We start from the raw sequence: 16,773 nt of genomic DNA, 5'->3' as shown, positions 1-16,773 counted from the left end.
AGATGCAGCTCGACCAGGCCATTGTCATTGGGCGGTCATTGGTCTACCGTCCAGGACCAATAACCGCCCAATGTTCGAGGTGATCATGTACGAGCCCGCCGACATCAGCGATGTCGTCGTCGACGAGACCCGGCCGGTACCCGCGTACTACCAGGTCTACGAGGCGTTGCGGCAGCGGCTCGGCGGCTCCGACCTCCCCCCGGGCAGCCGGCTGCCCACAGAACGGGCCATGGCCGAGCAGTTGGGCGTGAGCCGGGCCACGGTCCGCGAGGCGCTGACCCGCCTCGAACGCGACGGGCTCGTCAACCGGCGGCAGGGCGACGGCACGTACGTGGCCGAACCCCGGGTCGAGCACGACATGCGGTTCCTGCACGGGTTCTCCGCCGAGCTGGCCCGGCGCGGGCACCGAGTCCGCTCGAAGGTCCTCGCCATGGGCACCGTCCGTCCCTCCGCCCGGCTCTGCGAGGTTCTCCGGGTCGCCGACGGCCCGGACACGGCGATCGAACTGCGCCGGGTCCGTTCCCTCGACGGCAGCCCGGTGTCGCTGGAGACGGTGTGGCTCTCCGCCGACCGGTGTGCCCCCCTGCTCGGCGTCGACCTGAACGACCGGTCGCTCTACGACTCGCTGCGTGCCTTCGGCATCCAGCCGGTACGCGGGCACGAGCAGCTCACCGCCACCGTCCTCGACGACTTCGAGGCGACCTGCCTCGACCAGCGGGTCGGCGCCCCCGCCTTCCTGGTCGAACGGGTCACCTACGACGACGCCGATCGCGCAGTCGAGTACGTCAAGAGCGTCCTGCGCGCCGATCGGTTCACCATCCGCACCGACCTCGACCTCGAGGCGGCCCGTTCTCCCCTCACACCCCCCACCACCGAAAGCTGACCGGAGGTTCCCCCATGAGCGAGCGCAGCGAGCGAAACATCAAGCACGGTCCGGACGAGCCTCGTGACGGTTTCCGAGCGCAGAAGGAAACCGGCATGCGCAATGCCGAGGCTCGGCGGGTCGAACGCCGTCGCGGTGCCGCGCGCTTCTTCACCCCCCGCCGGATCGCCCGCATCGCCATCCTCGTCGCGCTCAGCGCCGTCGGCGCGTTCATCAAGCTGCCCAGCCCGACCGGCACGGTGGCGCTCGACTCCGCGCCCGCCTTCCTCGCCGCCGCCGCGTTCAGCCCGCTCGAAGGGTCCATCGTCGGGGCGCTCGGGCATCTGCTCTCCGCCCTGACCACCGGTTTCCCGCTCGGCCTCCCCGTCCACCTGCTGGTCGCGGCCGAGATGGCCGTCTTCGTGGCGATCTTCGGCCTGCTGGCCCGCCGGGTGAACATCTGGCTCGCGATCGTCGTCGGCATCGTGCTCAACGGGGTCGGCGGCGCCGCCATCATGATCCCGATCGGCGGCGTCGGACTCTTCGCCGCGCTCGTGCTGCCGCTCACCGTCGGGTCGGCGATCAACATCCTGGTCGCTGCCGCCGCGACCCGGGCCCTGCGCTCCGCCGGCCTCGCAGAGGAGGAGACCAGATGACCGGCGCGGTACGCGGCGTCCGGCGAATCCGGGACCTCACCGTACTCGACCTCACCGACAGCTGCCTGGTCGTCGCCTGCGACTCCGTGGGCGGCATCGGCCCGAAGCCGCACGACACGGTGGCCGTACCGGCGTCGACCACCGCGCACTTCGCCACCCGCGTGCCGTTGCTGGAGGTGCTCTGCGCCGGAGCCACCCCGACCCTCGTGGTCAACACGCTCTGCGTGGAGGCCGACCCGCAGGGCCGGGAGATGATCGCCGCGGTCGTCGCGCTCGCCGCCGAGGTCGGCCTCGACGCCGACCGGGTCACCGGTACGACCGAGGACAACGTTCCCACCGTCGCCACCGGCATCGGGGTGACCGTCCTCGGCGAGGCGGCTCACGGGGCGCTGCGCCCCGGAGCCTCCCGCTCGGGGGACGTGGTGGTCTGCCTGGGTCTGCCCCGCTCGGCGCCCCGGGACCGGGTCGTCCCCGGCCACCCCGACCTGGTCGGCCTCGCCGACCTGCGGGCCCTGCTCGACAGCGGCGTCGTCCACGACGCGCTCCCGGTGGGCTCCAAGGGCCTGGCCTGGGAGGTGCCGCAGCTCGCGGCCAGCGCCGGGCTCACCGTCGACTGGCGGACCGACCATCCCGTACCGGTCGACCGCTCCGCCGGCCCGTCGGCCTGCGTCCTGGTGAGCTGCCGCCCGACCGACCTGACCACGGTCCGTGCCGCCTTCCCCGATCCGCTGCCGGTGAGCGTGGTCGCCGAGCTGACCGAGGAGGCACCATGACCACCCGAGGACTGACCCGAGCCGCCGGCGGCGAGCCGCGGGGCACCGACGACCCGGACGCCGTACTGCGCGCCGACGGCGTCGGCTTCCGGTACCGGTCGGCCACCGAGCGTCAGCTCACCGACGTCTCCTTCCAGATCCGGCGCGGCGAGCGGGTCGCCGTCATGGGCGCCACCGGGGCCGGGAAGACCACCTTGTTGATGATGTTCAACGGGCTCATCCCGCACCACCACGACGGTGAGATGCACGGGTACCTGACCGCGGTCGGCCTGGACACCGTCGAACACGACGTGGTCGACCTGGTCCGGCACGTCGGCCTGGTCATGCAGGACCCGGAGTCGCAGATCACCGGCCGGCTCGCGCTGGACGACGCGGCGGTCGGCCCGGCGAACCTCGGGCTGCCCCGCACCGAGGTGCTCGACCGGGCCCGCCGGGCCCTCGAGGCGGTCGGCCTCGGCGAGCTGGCCGACCGGGACACCGGGCAGATGTCCGGTGGACAGCAGCAGCGGCTGGCCATCGCCGGCATCCTGGCCATGGCTCCGGAGATCCTCGTGCTCGACGAGCCGACCAGCGAACTGGACCCGGCCGGTACGGCCCAGGTGTTCGCGGTGGTGGAGCAGGCCGCCGCCGACCGGGACCGGACGGTGGTCCTGGTCGAGCACGAGCCGGAACTCGTGGCGCAGTGGGCCGACCGGCTGATCGTCCTGCACGACGGTGCCCTCGTACACGACGGCCCACCGGCGGACTTCTTCGCCGCCGCGGAGCGGGCCGAGGCGGTGGGACTGCGACCACCGCAGGTGACCACCGTCTGCCACGCGCTCCAGCGGGCCGGCCGGCTGCCCGCCGACCGGACGGCGGTGACCCTGGACGAGGCGGTCGCCGTGCTCCAGGACCGGATGCCGGCCACCGCCCGGGCACGCACCAGCGCCCGAGCCCCGCAGCCGTCGGTTGGGGCGGACGCGGCCGTCGTGATCGAGGCGACCGGCCTCGGCCACCGCTACCCCTCCGGGGTCCAGGCCCTCTCCGACGTGGACGTCCGGGTCCGGGAGGGCGAGTTCGTCGCCCTGCTCGGCCGTAACGGCGCCGGGAAGACAACCTTCGCCCGGCACCTCAACGGCCTGCTCCGTCCCACTGCCGGGCAGTTGCGGGTGTACGGCCGCCCCACCGGCGACCGCTCGGTCAGCGACCTGGCCACCGACGTCGGGTACGTCTTCCAGAATCCGGACCACCAGATCTTCGCCCCGACCGTCCGCGACGAGGTCGCGTTCGGGCTGCGCAACGCGGGCTGGGCGGACGACCGGATCGAGGAGAAGGTACGCGAGGTGCTCGACCTGGTGGGCATGCGCGCCCACCTCGACCACCACCCGTTCCGGCTCGGCAAGGGGCAGCGGCAGCGGCTGGCGGTGGCCAGCGTCCTGGCCCTGGAACCCCGGATCCTCATAGTCGACGAGCCGACCACCGGCCAGGACTGGCGCGGCGCGCGGGCGATCATGGATCTGGTCCGCGAGTTGAACCGGGCCGGCCGGACCATTCTGATGGTCACTCACGACATGCCCCTGGTCGCCGAGTACGCGCATCGGGCGCTGGTGTTCGATGCCGGGCGGCTCCGCGCCGACCTTCCGGTGGCCGACCTCTTCGCCGACGAGGAGCTGCTCGCCGGGACCCAGCTCGTCGCACCCCAGGTGACCCGCCTGGCCCGGCGGCTCGGGCTGCCCCCGGTCACCACCGTGGAAGCGTTCGTCGAACTGTGGGAGGAAGCCTGATGTTCCTCGAGTACCGGCCCGGCACGAGCTTCTTCCACCGGATGGACGTCCGCACCAAGCTCCTCGTATTCGTGGTCGCGGTGGTGTTGACCTTCCAGTTCGCCCACCCGCTGCCCAACGCGCTGCTGGCCGTCGGCTCGCTGCTGCTCCTGCCCGCGCTTGGCGTGCCGGGGCGGCAGGTGGGCAAGCTGCTGGCGCCCCTGGCCCCGGTCGTCGTCCTGATTCTGGTCTTCGCGGCGCTGAGTCGGGGCCCCGGTGACTTCGACTCGTCCTCCTCCGCCCGGGTGCTGGTGCACCTCTGGTTCGGTGACGGCCTGCCGCTGACCGTCGGCGGCCTGGCCCACGGCGCCAATCTGGGCCTGCGGATCCTCACCATGGTGTGCCTGACCGCCGCGCTGATCGTCAGTACGCCGGTGGAGCACTTCGTCGCCCTGATGCGCATGGCGCGGCTGCCGTTTCCGGTGGTCTTCATCGTGATGACCGCCCTGCGGTTCGTCCCGACCATGCAGCACCGGGCCAACCAGGTGCTGGACGCCCAGCGGGCCCGGGGCGCGAAGATCGACGGCGGGATGATCGGTGCGATTCGCGCCTACACCACGATCATGGTGCCGCTCTTCTCCACCGGCATCCGGATGTCCGAGGAGTTGGCCGCCGCGATGCTCAACCGCGGCTACGGCATCACCCGGCAACCCACCGCGCTGACCATCCTGCGCCCGACCTGGCGTGATCCCGCCATTGCCGCGGTGACCGCCGTGGTGGTCGGCGTGGTCGTCTGGGCCCGGCTGACGGGGTGGGGATCGTTGTGACCACTGTAGAACCGATGAATGGAGTACCCGACATGACCGACCGAGCGACGCTGGACACCGTGACCACGGCGGACCGGGCACGGGGCTGCCTAGCCGGGGTCGCGCTCGGCGACGCCATGGGCATGCCCGGCGAGCTGTGGCCACGCCAGCGGGTCGTGTCGACCTTCGGCTGGATCGACCGTTTCCTTCCCGGCCCGGACGGCCACTTCGTGGTGGACGGCTTCGTCGCCGGCCAGGTCACCGACGACACGCAGCAGACGTACATGCTTGCCGAGGCGATCCTCGCCGCAGGCGGCACCGTGGACACCGCCGTGGTCGCCCGGCACCTCGTCGAGTGGGCCGACCGGGTGGGGGCGAGCGAGGGCAACTTCCTCGGCCCCAGTTCGGCCCAGGCGATCCGGCGGCTCCGGGAGGGGGCCGACCCGGCGGAGACCGGCAAGGGCGGGGAGACCAACGGCGCCGCGATGCGGATCGCCCCGGTCGGCCTGCTGCACCGCAGCGAGCGACTCGACGCGCTGGTCGACGGAGTGGTGGCCGCCTCGCTGATGTCCCACCACACCAGCGTGGCAATCAGTGGCGCCAGCCTCGTCGCGGGCACCATCAGCGCCGCTGTCGAGGCGCCTGACTCGGCCGACCGGCCCACCCGGCTGGCCGAGGCGCTGGAGGTCGGGTACGAGGCGGGCCGGCTCGGCGCGACCCGGGGCGAGCAGGTGGTCAGCGCCTCGGTGGTCCGCCGCGCCCGGTGGGCCGCCGACCTGGCGCGGCAGCCCGGGGACGACGTCGACTTCCTCGCGGACCTCTACGACCTGGTCGGTGGCGGCGTGGCGACCGCCGAGACGGTGCCCGCTGCGGTCGGTCTGCTGGTCCGCTCGGACGCGGACCCGGTGCGCTGCGCCGTGCTGGCGGCGAACCTCGGCGGGGACACCGACACCATCGGCGCGATCGCGACCGGGATGGCCGGCGCGGTCAGCGGGCTCTCCGCCATCCCCCGGGACCTGTTCGACCAGCTCCGGGCGGTCAACGGGATCGACCCCGTAAAGCTCGCCGACGCGCTGCTCGACCATCGTCACTGACCTGCCGTCGGGTGCGGTCCTCGGCGACCCGCACGGGGACGGGTGACCCGCCGTACTCGTGCATCGGCAAGGTCACCGGCCGCCGTGGACGTTGGAGGTCACGTGGGGGTGCCGTTCGCGCGGCACCGTCCGTGACGTCCCCGTCCACTGGCGGCCGCCGCCCGACCGCTCCGGGCGCTCGTGATCGAGTTCGGCGTCTGCCAGAAGCTCGAATGACCTCTCGGTCGATGGGATTCACGGCAGGATCTCGACGTACCCGTCGGTTCCGTGCACGCGAATCCGCTGCCCGTCCCGGATCAGCTTGGTCGCATGGTCCACACCGACGACGGCGGGCAGGCCGTACTCCCGGGCGACCACCGCCCCGTGGGTCATGAGGCCGCCCGCCTCGGTCACCAACCCCTCAACCGCGACGAACAGGGGTGACCAGCTCGGGTCGGTGTAGGCGGTGACCAGGATGTCGCCTGGTGCGAGATCGGCCTCGGACATGTCCAGGATGACCCGAGCCCGCCCCTCGACGATTCCACCGGAAACCGGGAGGCCGACCAGCGCGTCGTGCGGCACGTCGTCCCGTCGGTACGCCCCGGCGATACCTTCCCCTTCCGACGTGAGCACCCGGGGCGGTGTGAGCGCTTGATACGACCTGAACGCGTCCTTGCGCCGCCGGATGAGCTGATCATCCGCCTGGTTCGTGCGCACGACGTCGTGAAGCTCCTGGAACGTCAGGTAGAAGCTGTCTTCCTTCTCGCGAAGCACGTTGGCCTGCACGAGGCGCTCGGCCTCTGCGAGCAGGGCCTGCTTGTAGACGAAGTAGCGGCTGACAATGGCGTACTTCGGATACTCCCGGTACCCGATGAAGGTGCGGACCCGGTCGATCATTCGCTTGGTTTCTTCGGCTTTCCGTTCCCCGTCCGGCAGGGCCCGCAAGCGCTCGAGGATGTCGTGTTCCTTCTTCTCCGCTTCCTGGCGTCCTTGCTCGAAGCGCCGCTTGCGAGCGCCCGGCTCGAAGTTCCTGATGTTGTCGAGGATGAGGGGCACCAGCGTGGTGGGGCGTTCGCTCCAGCGTGGCCTCGTGATGTCGATCTCGCCGACGCAGCGCATGCCGTACCTGTCGAGGTAGGTGCTGATGGCGTCCCGCGCATCCCGGCCGCCCGGGAGTGCGGCCAGCTCGTCCAGGAAGCCCTCGTCCTCGACCTCCTGGAGGAAGGTCACGACCTCCGGATGCGGGCGGATGACGTCGGCGACGTCCAGGAGCGCCAGCCCCATCTCCGACGTGACGTTGTGGGGCGCGGACAACGTGAGCGTGTCGGCCGCGTTCTTTTCGCTCAGCCACGCCTGCAACTGCTCGTTGAGCCACCACGAGGCTTCCATCCCCGCCATGATCACCTGCATGCTCCGCGGATCGCCGAGAAGCTGCTTGTGCTCCTGGAAGGAGGCCAAGAGGAAGTCGAACAGCGCCGGCCCGGATTTCGTCGCGATGTCGCGCTGCAAGGTGGCGATGGACGCCTGGCTGCGTTCGATCAGGTCGGTGACGATGGCCGGATCGGTCTCAACCGGTCTGGGGGCGCCGCCGCCGGCGGGCGGCCCTGGTGGACCCGGATCGGGCTGTGACGGGACGAAGTCGCCGCGGTCGATGATGGTCTCCAGCGCGTCCCTGGTCAGCGGATCGGATCTTCCCACGGCCTCCAGCAGGCCGGCGCGGCTCGACGGCGATGCCAGGGCCCGGGTGACGTCGACGAACAGTCGACCACCGGCGTCGTGCATCGGCGCGAGGGCCGTCAGCTGCCACACGGAGAGCCCCAGGGGCTTCATGGGGTCCGTCATCATCTGCTGGTGACCGACGGAGACGTAGACGTGGTCGGCTCCGTCGTCGGTCTCGGGGACGGGGAACAGCGTGGTGATGGGCCGGCTCTGGACGAACTGGAAGTCATCGTCGACCAGGCACCATTCGATGTCCTGCGGGTGGCCGAAGTGGGCTTCGATCCGCCGGCCCAGCTGCACCAGCCGCACGACCTGTGCATCCGCCAGCGCCGGCTGCTCCTGCCGCTCCGGTTCGACCGCCTGTTCCTTCGTCCCGCCAGCCGGCAGGGCGTGGATGGCTAGTCGCTTGGGGGCGATCGCCCTGTCGATGATCTCACCGTCGCGCACCTTGTAGCCGTCCGCGTTCACCAACCCGGAGACCAGAGCCTCGCCGAGGCCGAAGCTGGCCTCCACAGCGGCGACCTTCCGGTTGGACGTGACGGGGTCGGCCGTGAACAGGACGCCGGCCACCTGCGGGAAAACCATCTTCTGCACGACAACGGCCATGTGGACCGCGCGGTGGTCGATGCCGTTGCGCTGACGGTAGGTCACGGCCCGCTCGGTGAACAGCGAGGCCCAGCAGCGGCTGACGTGCTGGAGGATTGCCGTCAGCCCCATGACGTTCAGGTACGTGTCCTGCTGCCCTGCGAAGGAGGCCGTCGGCAAGTCCTCTGCCGTCGCGCTGGACCGGACGGCGTAGGCAGCTCGCTCACCCACCTGGGTGAGCGCCCGGGCGATCGCTGCCGCCACATCGTCGGGGAGGACGATCGCTTCGATGGTCCGGCGGATCTCCGCACTGAGGGTGCGGATCGTCTCCCGGTCGTCCGGCTTCAGCCGCGACAGCTGATCGAGCCGGCCGTCGATCGACGGCGCTTCGGCCATGATCCGCCGGAAGGCGTCCGTTGTCACGCAAAAGCCAGCCGGCACCCTGATGCCGTCGATCCGCGACAACGCCCCCAGGTGCGCGCCCTTGCCGCCGACGATCGCGACCTGCGTCTCGTTGGCCACTTGGAGATTCAACACGTACTGCTCGGTCATCGCGATACCTCCGAGGCAGCCGTCCTCCGCCGCACTCCACCGAACGGGCGGATCAGCCGCGTCCCGAGTTCGGTCCAACCTTCTGCGGTTGCCCTCGACTCTGCCTGCCTTCCCCGGTGACGGTTTGCTGGCCGCTCCGCCCATTCGGGCGGTGCGCACACCCCCATCCCCGCGCCGATCGGCCGCAACCGCACCAGGAACGCGACCAGCGGTTCGACGTCACCGCGCCTCCCATGGGTCGTCAACGTACGCACGTCGTGCCCTCATTTCTTCGCCCGTTCCTTGCGTCCGGCCGACGATTCTGCGGTAAGCCCCGGGTCTTGCGGCAAGCCCCCCAGTGCGATATACGTTAAAGTGGGAACGTTCACTTTGTTGTTGTTCGCTGCGGTCTGAAGCCCCTCCTTTGAAGCGGTGGCATGGCGCGAACGAAATGTTCTCCCTTTCTTCGGCAAACCCGAACGCGAGCCGCGTCCCTCGCGACGCTGCTCCCACACCCGAGCCCGGCCTGGCCCGGCCTGACCGAAGCCGTCCACTGGCTCATCCTCGACGAACTCGGACCCACCGCCCGACGACGACTACCTCACCCGCCCCCGATCGCATGAAGGAGAGAGCAATGACCAAAGGAACGGGCAGGGCGATCTGCGACATCACGATCTCGGTCGACGGGTACTCGGCCGGGCTCAACCAGACCGAGGAACGCCCGTTCGGCGACGACGGCGGCGACGGCTCGGGCGGCAAGCTGCACGCCTGGATGTTCGACACTCCCTCCGAGAACCAGGCCGAGGTCGACCAGATGACCGCCACCAACGCGTTCGTCATGGGGCGCAACATGTTCGGCCCAGTGCGTGGCGCGTGGGATCGGCAGTGGAACGGCTGGTGGGGCGACGATCCGCCGTTCCGCGCCCCGGTCTTCGTGCTCACCCACCACGCGCGACCCGCAGCCGATGGACGGCGGCACCACGTACCACTTCGTCACCGACGGAGTCGAGTCGGCACTGGCACAGGCACGCGCGGCGGCCGGCGACGGCGATGTCGCGATCCTGGGCGGCGCGACCACCATCAACCAGTACCTCGCCGCCGGCCTGATCGACGAGCTGCGGCTGCACATCGTGCCGCTCACGCTCGGCGCCGGCACGCGGCTGTTCGAGGGCGTCCCGCCGCTGAAACTCGAGCAGGTGAAGTCGCGAGCCGCGACCTCGGTTACGCACGTGACCTACCGTGTGCTGTCCTGAGGGTGTTGTTCGCGCGGCGGCCAGCCGACGCCGTCAGCGCCGCCGGGAACGGGTGACGCGGCCGGTCAGGCCGGCGCCGCTTCGCCGATCGCCTGGTCCAGGATTTCCAGACCGAGGGCCAGTTCCTCTCGCGTCGTGGTGAGGGGCGGTGCGATCCGGAAGGTGCTTCCCATGCCGGGCAGTTGCACGACGTTCATGTGGAGGCCGAGTTCGAGGCAGCGGCGGGTGACCTGGGCGCCGAGGACGTCCGAGCCTTCACGCGTTTCCCGGTCGAGGACGAGTTCGATCCCCTGCATCAGGCCGCGCCCCCGTACGTCTCCCACCACGTCGTGCCGGTCCCTGATGTCAAGCAGGCCGGCGCGCAGGAACCCGCCCAGCTCCCGTGCCCGGATGTCCATCTGCTCCTGTTGGAGGACGTCGAGCACGGTGTTGCCGACGGCGGCGACGAGGGGGTCGGACACGTGTGTGGTGTAGAAGAGGTAACCCCGCTCGTGTGCCCGTTGTTCGATTTCCTCGGTCGTGATCACCGCGGCGAGCGGTAGGCCGGCGCCCAGCGTCTTGGACAGCGTGAGGATGTCGGGCACGATGCCGTCGCGTTGGAAGGCGTACCACGTGCCGGTGCGGCACAGACCGGTCTGCGCCTCGTCGACGATCAGCAGCATGCCGCGCTCGCGGCACTTGCGCGCCAGGGCGGCGAAGTAGCCCGGCGGTGGCTCGATGATGCCGCCAGAGCTGAGGATCGGCTCGACGATGCACGCCGCGAGGCTCCCCGACGACTGGGCATCGACGAGGGCGAAGCCGTAATCGAGCTGCCGCTGCCAGTCGAACCCGCCGTCGGCGGTGGTGAAGTCGGGGCGGTACGGGTTGGGCGTGGGGATCGCGAAGTTTCCCGGCGGCGTAGGCCCGTAGCCCCGGTGGCCGGCGCTGTATGTTGCGGCGGCCGCGGCGTGCGTCATGCCGTGCCACGACTTGGCGAAGGCGACGATCTCGTGTTTGCCCGTCACGAGCTTGGCCATCCGGATGGCCGCCTCGTTCGACTCGGCCCCGGTCGTCAGCAGCAGCGCCTTCTCGAGCGGCGGGGGGAGGGACTCGGCGAGCCGGCGCGCGAGGTCGACCACCGGGCGCGACAGCATGCCGCTGAACAGATGGTCCAGGCTGGCGATTTCCCGCTGCACCGTCTGGACGATCGCGGGATGACAGTGGCCGAGGATGGCGCTCATCTGACCTGAGGTGAAGTCCAGGATCTGCCGGCCGTCGGCGGTGTACACGAAGCTGCCGGCCGCGCGCTCGATGATCTCAGGAGTGAACGGACCGCCGTAGCGCACCAGATGGCGGTCGACGTCAGACCAGAACTGTTCGGCGGCGCTCCGCTCCGTAGTCAGCGTCATACGCCTCACGATAGGGCCGTTTGTTAGGCGCGAAAAGCTGAGGTTTCTGGCTACGCTGTGCGGAAATCACGTACAAGGAGCTTCCGATGCGGCTGAACACCGCGCGCCTGGAGATGCTCAGCCTGCTGGACGGCCTCGGCACCATGCGGGCCGTCGCCGCGGCCCTGCACATGAGTCCGTCGGCGGTGTCGGCGCAGTTGGCGGTCCTGGAGTCGGAGACCCACGCCGAACTCCTGCGGCGCACCGGCCGCCGCGTACAGCTCACGCCTGCCGGGCGCACGCTCGCCCGACACGCCCGCATCATCCTCGACCAGATCAAGGCCGCCGAGGTGGACTTGCAGGGCCTCGCCGGACAACCAACGGGACCGGTACGCCTCGCGGCCTTCTCCAGCGTCGTGCAGGCCGTCGTCATTCCGCTCGCCGCCCGGCTCCGGAAGACACATCCAAGGATCGAGCTGGAGGTCGCCGAACTCGATCCGCAGGCCAGCCAACCGGCCCTGCGCCGCGGCGACTACGACATCATCGTGACGGCGGACTTCATCGACGGGTCCATGCCGCTGCATCCTGACGTGCACAACATCCCTCTGCTTACCGATGCCATCGTGCTCGTGCTGCCACGGTCGCAGGTCGCATCGGACGAACCGGCGGACCTGGCCGACTTCGCCGATGCTGCGTGGTCCATCGACATGCCCGGCACGTACCTGTCGAACCTGGTGACGAGCACCTGCCGGCAGGCCGGCTTCGAGCCGGTGGTGGCTGGCCGTTTCGCCAGCTACGAGCTGCTTCTGGCACATGTCGAAGCCGGCCTGTCCGTGTCGCTCCTGCCCGAGCTTGCCGTGGACCGTCGCTACCACGTTGACACCCGCCCGCTGCGCCGACCGTTGACCCGCCACGTCTACGCGGCCGTGCGCAGCCGACCAGCTCTCACCGCCGCGAGCCAGATCGTCCTCGACGAACTGTGCGGCCTCGCAAGGACGTCCTCCAGCGTCTGGCGAGACGGGTCCGACTGCCGGCCGTCGGGGACCAGTTGGCCGGCCGCGACGGCGCCGGTGGCGACGAAAAGCATGTGAGGCATCCGCCGGGCCGGTACCGAGACTTGGTCGTCCCTGAACCAGCGGGTTGGCGATGGCCGCCACCGTGACGGGTGGCTAGGGGGCGTCTCGAATCGCGAGTGCGGCTTGGACGAGCGCGGCGTGGGTCAGCGTCTGGGGATAGTTGCCGAGGTGGGCGCCGGTCGCGGGGTCCATCTCCTCGGCGTAGAGGCCGAGCGGGCTGGCGTGGTCGAGCATGGTCTGGAACAGCTCGAGCGCCTCGGTGCGGCGCCCGGTGCGGGCGAGGGCTTGAACGAGCCAGAACGAGCAGGGCAGGAACGCGCCTTCGGTACCCGGGAAGCCGTCGCGTCCCGGCGGGTAGCGGTAGAGGAGGGGGCCACCAGCGGAAAGTCTGTCCCGAATGGCGTCGATGGTGCCACGCACGCGGGGCGAGTCGACGCTGTCCATGCCCAGCAGCGGCAGGACGAGCAGGGCCGCGTCGAGGTCCTGGCAGCCGTAGCTGCGGACGTAGCTGTTCGTCGTCGGGTCGAAGCCGCGTGTCCGGACCTCGGCGGCGATGGCATCTCGTGTTCTTCGCCAGCGTCGACGTTGGCGGTCTGGCAGTGGGTGGGTGTCCGCGATGCGCAGGGCCCGGTCCAAGGCGAGCCAGCCCATGAGTTTGGAATGTACGTGTTGGTCGGGTTCGCGGACCTCCCAGATGCCGGCGTCGGGCTCCTGCCAGCGAAGGGCGACCAGGTCGGCGAAGCCGCGTACCGCGCGCCACGTCTCCGTGTAGAGGCGGTGTCCGGACTGCGCGAACGCCCAGGCGGCGTCGATCACCCAGCCGTAGCCGTCGAGTTGGTGTTGCCCGGCAGCGCCGTTGCCGATCCGTACCGGAAGGCTGTCGAGATAGCCGGTCCAGCCGGACACCTCCCGTTCCGCGGGTACGTGGCGGCCGTGGAGGGTGAATAGGGCCGGCAGGCGTGGCCGCTGCAGCCGGCTGGCGTGCAACAGCCACGCGAGGAAACCGTGGGCTTCGGCTGCCTTGCCGACGCTGAGGAAGGCGCTGACGCCGATGCTGGCGTCACGGGGCCAGACATAGCGGTAGTCCCAGTTCCGTACCCCGCCGGGATCCTCGGGCAAGGACGTTGTGGGTGCCGCCACCGGGGCCTGCGAGGGCGAGTAGGTCAACAGCCGCAGGGTCAGCAGGCTTCGCACGACGTGCTCCCGGAACGGCAGCGACGCGTCGATTTCGGCGGTCCAGGCACGCCATCGGTTCTCGTCCTCGACGAGCAGTTCCCAGGCTGCTGTCGGTTCGACGTGGATCAGCGGCTCGCGGTGGGCCACGGCCAGTACGAGGGTGATTGGTCGGCCTGGCCTGACCATGATCGAGGCAGGTCGGCCCGGCTCGATGGTGAGGTCGGGTGCGGTGACCAGAGAGACCGCGAGCGACCCCCAGTCACACAACAGTGCCCGGCTCCGGCGGTGCACTCGGGGCCTGCGGTGCCGTACGCCGAGGCGGGGGTCGAACTCGACGACGGCGTCCGCCGTTGCCCCCTCGGCCGACAGGCGCCGGACGATCAGTGTCGTGGGCAGCAGGCGACCGCTGACCTCGGCCACCATGGCCTCGGTGAGGGTGAGGCGGCTGCTGCCCACCGCCCAGGTCGTCGTCAGTGTGGCGGTGTGCTGCCGGTAACGTCGTTCGACGACCGTGGCCGGCCCGGCTGGGCCGAGCCGGAAGGTTCCGGCGTCCGGGCCCCCGACCAGCCGGCCGAACAGGGGCTCGCCGTCGAAGCGGGGCAGGCAGAGCCAGTCCATTCCGCCGTCAGCGGCGACGAGAGCAGCGGTGCGTGTGTCACCCAGCAGCCCGTAGTCGCTGATGGGCGCTGGGCGTCGAGGCCACGTCACGTCGGGCCCGCCAGTCATGGAGATGTCTTCCTGACGAGTCGCGTGACGTCGGTCAATCGGCCTGAAGGAGCAGTCCGAGGACGCTTCCGTAGATGATGTGGACGACGGCCGCGACCGCGGGAGTCTGGACCCCGTAGTTGAGGGCGAACAGGCCAGGCGGCTCCAACACGGCTGTGCTGGCCGGGCCCGCCCGTTGCGAGGCCATGCGCGGGTGGACACCCGGAAGCAGCGGCAGGAGCACCGTCAGCGCGATCCCGACGTGGAGGCTCCCGATCAGCGCCCCGATCCACCAGGTGGCGCGGTGCAGCAGGGCGAACATGGCCGCGTAGCCGAGGGCGAAGCCCTGACCGGCGCAGAGGTGGATGAAGAACCCGACGACCCGGGCCCGGTCGGGATCCTCGGTGACGATGGTCCCGAGTACCAGGGGAATGTCGAGGCGGGTAAGGCCGGCCAGTTGTGCAGTGATCAGCGCTGCGGTGAGCGCCACGGTAGCGACCAACCCGAACAACGCCCATCCGGCCCAGTCCATCTCAGCAGCGGTCGACGTCGCGACTGTTCACAGGTGGCATGACGAGTGCTCCGGCCGGCCCAGCCCCGCGTCTCGTCCTTCCCGGCAGGCATGTGCCGCGGGCTTGGGCGACGGCACGCCCGGTGGTGGCCAACCGCTGGACTGTGCTCAACCCGGCTGGTCGCGGCGTTTCGTGTCTGCTCGCCATCAGCCCGGTCAACCCCCTCGTCCGATCAGACGTTCAGGCGTGCTTGTGGGAGAGTGAACTCGGCACGTTCACGTCGGCGCCATCGTCCACGCCGACCCGGGCGGTCGGCCCCGCGCTCCGCCGCGCCGCGCGTGCTCAGCAACGGCGTCGTCCCCGCACAAGCGGCGACCGCACTCCGTCTCCTGCTCTGCCGGAATCACTGACCCCGGCCACCGGCGGTTCTTCGCGGGCAGCCGAGCGCTGCCCGCGAAGAACCTCAAGCTTTCGTCACCCCGAACACCCGGTTGCCGGCATGCTGGTCCACCGGCGAGCCGGACCCGCTGATACCGGCATGCTGGAGCGACTCGAGCAGCTCCTGGTCTTACTCCACGTCGACGTCGACGTCGACGTTGCCGATGCAGACGACGACGTTGTTGGGCTGGGTCCTGTTGTCGTTCGTCGTCTCGACCGCTGCGGCCTGCTCGACGCTGACGTCGCTGTCCCGGATGGTGTTGTCCTTGATGATCTGGGCGATGGTCACCTCGTTGCTCTGCTCGTTGTTCGCGCAGACAACCTCGGTGCGGTCCCAGGCCCCGGACTCCGTGCCGTGTCCGTAGGGCGCGGCGAGCGCGGCGGCGGGCGTACCGAGCAGCAGGGCGGCGCCGCCCAGCGCTACCCCGCCGGCGAGCCGGGTCAGAAACCTCTTGGACATGTCCCTCACTCCCTTCTGGTCGGCTCAGGAAGACGAGCCATGACGAACATAAGAAGGATTCATGTCCGGTCGGAGCGCTTTCCAGGTTTTTGAGGCCAACATGCCTTCGGCTGCTATAAGTAGTTGTTTCACATTTCCGGGCGGTTGGCCCGGTTCGGGTGGGGTGCTCACCAGGTCGCCCGGTTCCCAGCGAGGGCGATGATCTTTTCTTCGGTGGGGCTGATGCTGCCCTCGGCGGCCGTCCGGTGGCTGCGACACAGCGAGGGTGTGCCCGCCTCTCCGGTCATGGTCCCAATACGGCTTGGGGGTAGGGGTAATGTCCCGTGCTGCCCGTCGGGCTTCTGAGCCATTGCTTTAGCAGGGGAGAGGTGGGTCACAGCCCGCGTGTTGCCATATACCCCTAGGGGGTATATCGTGCCGTGTGGAGGTGGACGGCATGAGACACGAACACGCAACCCACGCCGATGCCATGGTCATCACCAGTGGGCATCACGGCCATCAGGTGCCGGTCGGCGTGCACCCCGGCGGTGGACCCCACGACGGGCATCGAAGCGGCGCTGGGGCGGCGGGTGGCCACCACGGCGGCCACCACGGCCACGCGGGGCATGGATCTGCCGGTGGGCACGGCGGTCATGACATGCATGCGGGGCACGGCGGTCATGACAAGCACGCGGGGCATGACCCGGAGCAGTTCCGGCGCAAGTTCTGGCTGAGCTTGGTGCTGACGGTGCCGATCGTGGTGACCAGTCACATGGTGATGGGCTGGTTCGGCTACACCCTCGATTTCCCTGGGATGGGCTGGGTGGGCCCGGTTCTGGGGTCGGTGGTTTTCTTCTATGGAGGCTGGCCGTTCCTGGTCGGCGGGATCCGCGAGGTCCGCGACCGGGCTCCGGGGATGATGCTGCTGATCTCGATGGCGATCGCGGTGGCGTACGTCGCGTCGATGGCGACCAGTCTCGGCGTGTTCGACCTGGACTTCTGGTGGGAGCTGGCGGCGCTGGTGACCATCATGTTGCTGGGGCACTGGCAGGAGATGAAG

Annotated in this window: 13 protein-coding genes and 2 pseudogenes; 10 read left to right on the top strand and 5 right to left on the bottom strand. The window is 70.0% G+C overall.

From position 1 onward, the window contains the following. Nucleotides 1–70: 70 nt before the first annotated feature. From ABT006_RS21075 to ABT006_RS21050, 6 genes are all read left to right on the top strand, one after another. On the top strand, nucleotides 71–883 hold the full coding sequence (locus ABT006_RS21075; RefSeq protein ID WP_350708770.1) for a GntR family transcriptional regulator: 813 nt from the start codon (nucleotides 71–73) through the stop codon (nucleotides 881–883). Nucleotides 884–978: 95 nt separating this feature from the next. Continuing rightward, nucleotides 979–1,518, top strand: coding sequence for an ECF transporter S component (locus tag ABT006_RS21070; protein ID WP_350708768.1), 540 nt, complete (start codon nucleotides 979–981; stop codon nucleotides 1,516–1,518). Beyond that, entirely contained in the window at nucleotides 1,515–2,291 is a 777-nt protein-coding gene (locus ABT006_RS21065) for a hypothetical protein (protein WP_350708766.1), read from the top strand. The genes ABT006_RS21070 and ABT006_RS21065 overlap by 4 nt, the downstream gene beginning before the upstream one ends. Then, nucleotides 2,288–4,054, top strand: a complete 1,767-nt coding sequence (locus ABT006_RS21060) for an ABC transporter ATP-binding protein (RefSeq protein ID WP_350708764.1) — start codon at nucleotides 2,288–2,290, stop codon at nucleotides 4,052–4,054. Before ABT006_RS21065 ends, ABT006_RS21060 begins: the two co-directional genes overlap by 4 nt. Next, nucleotides 4,054–4,860, top strand: a complete 807-nt coding sequence (locus tag ABT006_RS21055) for an energy-coupling factor transporter transmembrane component T family protein (RefSeq protein ID WP_350708762.1) — start codon at nucleotides 4,054–4,056, stop codon at nucleotides 4,858–4,860. The genes ABT006_RS21060 and ABT006_RS21055 overlap by 1 nt, the downstream gene beginning before the upstream one ends. Before the next feature lie 32 nt (nucleotides 4,861–4,892). After that, nucleotides 4,893–5,933: an ADP-ribosylglycohydrolase family protein gene (locus tag ABT006_RS21050; protein ID WP_350708760.1), complete on the top strand. Its 1,041-nt coding sequence runs from the start codon at nucleotides 4,893–4,895 to the stop codon at nucleotides 5,931–5,933. Between the two features lie 234 nt (nucleotides 5,934–6,167). Here the strand turns inward: ABT006_RS21050 and rph are convergent, their stop codons facing one another. Beyond that, a complete protein-coding gene (rph, locus tag ABT006_RS21045; RefSeq protein ID WP_350708758.1) occupies nucleotides 6,168–8,768 on the bottom strand; it encodes a rifamycin-inactivating phosphotransferase in 2,601 nt (866 codons plus the stop codon). Nucleotides 8,769–9,198: 430 nt separating this feature from the next. Between rph and ABT006_RS21040 the strand changes: the two are divergent. Next, a pseudogene (locus ABT006_RS21040) lies at nucleotides 9,199–9,642 on the top strand (dihydrofolate reductase family protein); the annotation flags it as partial. A gap of 70 nt (nucleotides 9,643–9,712) precedes the next feature. Then, nucleotides 9,713–10,000, top strand: a complete 288-nt coding sequence (locus ABT006_RS21035) for a dihydrofolate reductase family protein (protein WP_350708757.1) — start codon at nucleotides 9,713–9,715, stop codon at nucleotides 9,998–10,000. Nucleotides 10,001–10,065: 65 nt separating this feature from the next. Here the strand turns inward: ABT006_RS21035 and ABT006_RS21030 are convergent, their stop codons facing one another. Next, complete coding sequence (locus ABT006_RS21030) at nucleotides 10,066–11,325, bottom strand: aspartate aminotransferase family protein (protein ID WP_350708755.1); 1,260 nt, start codon at nucleotides 11,323–11,325, stop codon at nucleotides 10,066–10,068. 149 nt (nucleotides 11,326–11,474) lie between these two features. On the opposite strand from ABT006_RS21030, the gene ABT006_RS21025 reads away from it, so the two are divergent. Next, the gene (locus tag ABT006_RS21025; RefSeq protein WP_350708753.1) at nucleotides 11,475–12,458 is read left to right on the top strand and encodes a LysR family transcriptional regulator; all 984 of its coding nucleotides are present in this window, start codon (nucleotides 11,475–11,477) and stop codon (nucleotides 12,456–12,458) included. A 78-nt stretch (nucleotides 12,459–12,536) separates the two neighbouring features. On the opposite strand, the gene ABT006_RS21020 is transcribed toward ABT006_RS21025, so the two are convergent. The 3 genes from ABT006_RS21020 to ABT006_RS21010 all read right to left on the bottom strand — a co-directional run bounded on the left by ABT006_RS21020 (nucleotide 12,537) and on the right by ABT006_RS21010 (nucleotide 15,734). Next, nucleotides 12,537–14,345, bottom strand: a complete 1,809-nt coding sequence (locus ABT006_RS21020) for a glycoside hydrolase family 15 protein (RefSeq protein WP_350708751.1) — start codon at nucleotides 14,343–14,345, stop codon at nucleotides 12,537–12,539. Nucleotides 14,346–14,379: 34 nt separating this feature from the next. Next, nucleotides 14,380–14,856, bottom strand: a complete 477-nt coding sequence (locus tag ABT006_RS21015) for a hypothetical protein (RefSeq protein ID WP_350708749.1) — start codon at nucleotides 14,854–14,856, stop codon at nucleotides 14,380–14,382. Nucleotides 14,857–15,404: 548 nt separating this feature from the next. Beyond that, entirely contained in the window at nucleotides 15,405–15,734 is a 330-nt protein-coding gene (locus tag ABT006_RS21010; protein ID WP_350708747.1) for a hypothetical protein, read from the bottom strand. A 421-nt stretch (nucleotides 15,735–16,155) separates the two neighbouring features. Between ABT006_RS21010 and ABT006_RS21005 the strand changes: the two are divergent. Next, a pseudogene (locus ABT006_RS21005) lies at nucleotides 16,156–16,773 on the top strand (hypothetical protein); the annotation flags it as partial.

The organism is Micromonospora sp. NPDC002717, assembly GCF_040295705.1.
In the GTDB taxonomy this organism is placed as follows: Bacteria; Actinomycetota; Actinomycetes; order Mycobacteriales; family Micromonosporaceae; genus Micromonospora.
The sequence above is the reverse complement of the archived record's forward strand: the minus strand, read 5'-3'. Positions and strand labels throughout refer to the sequence as shown.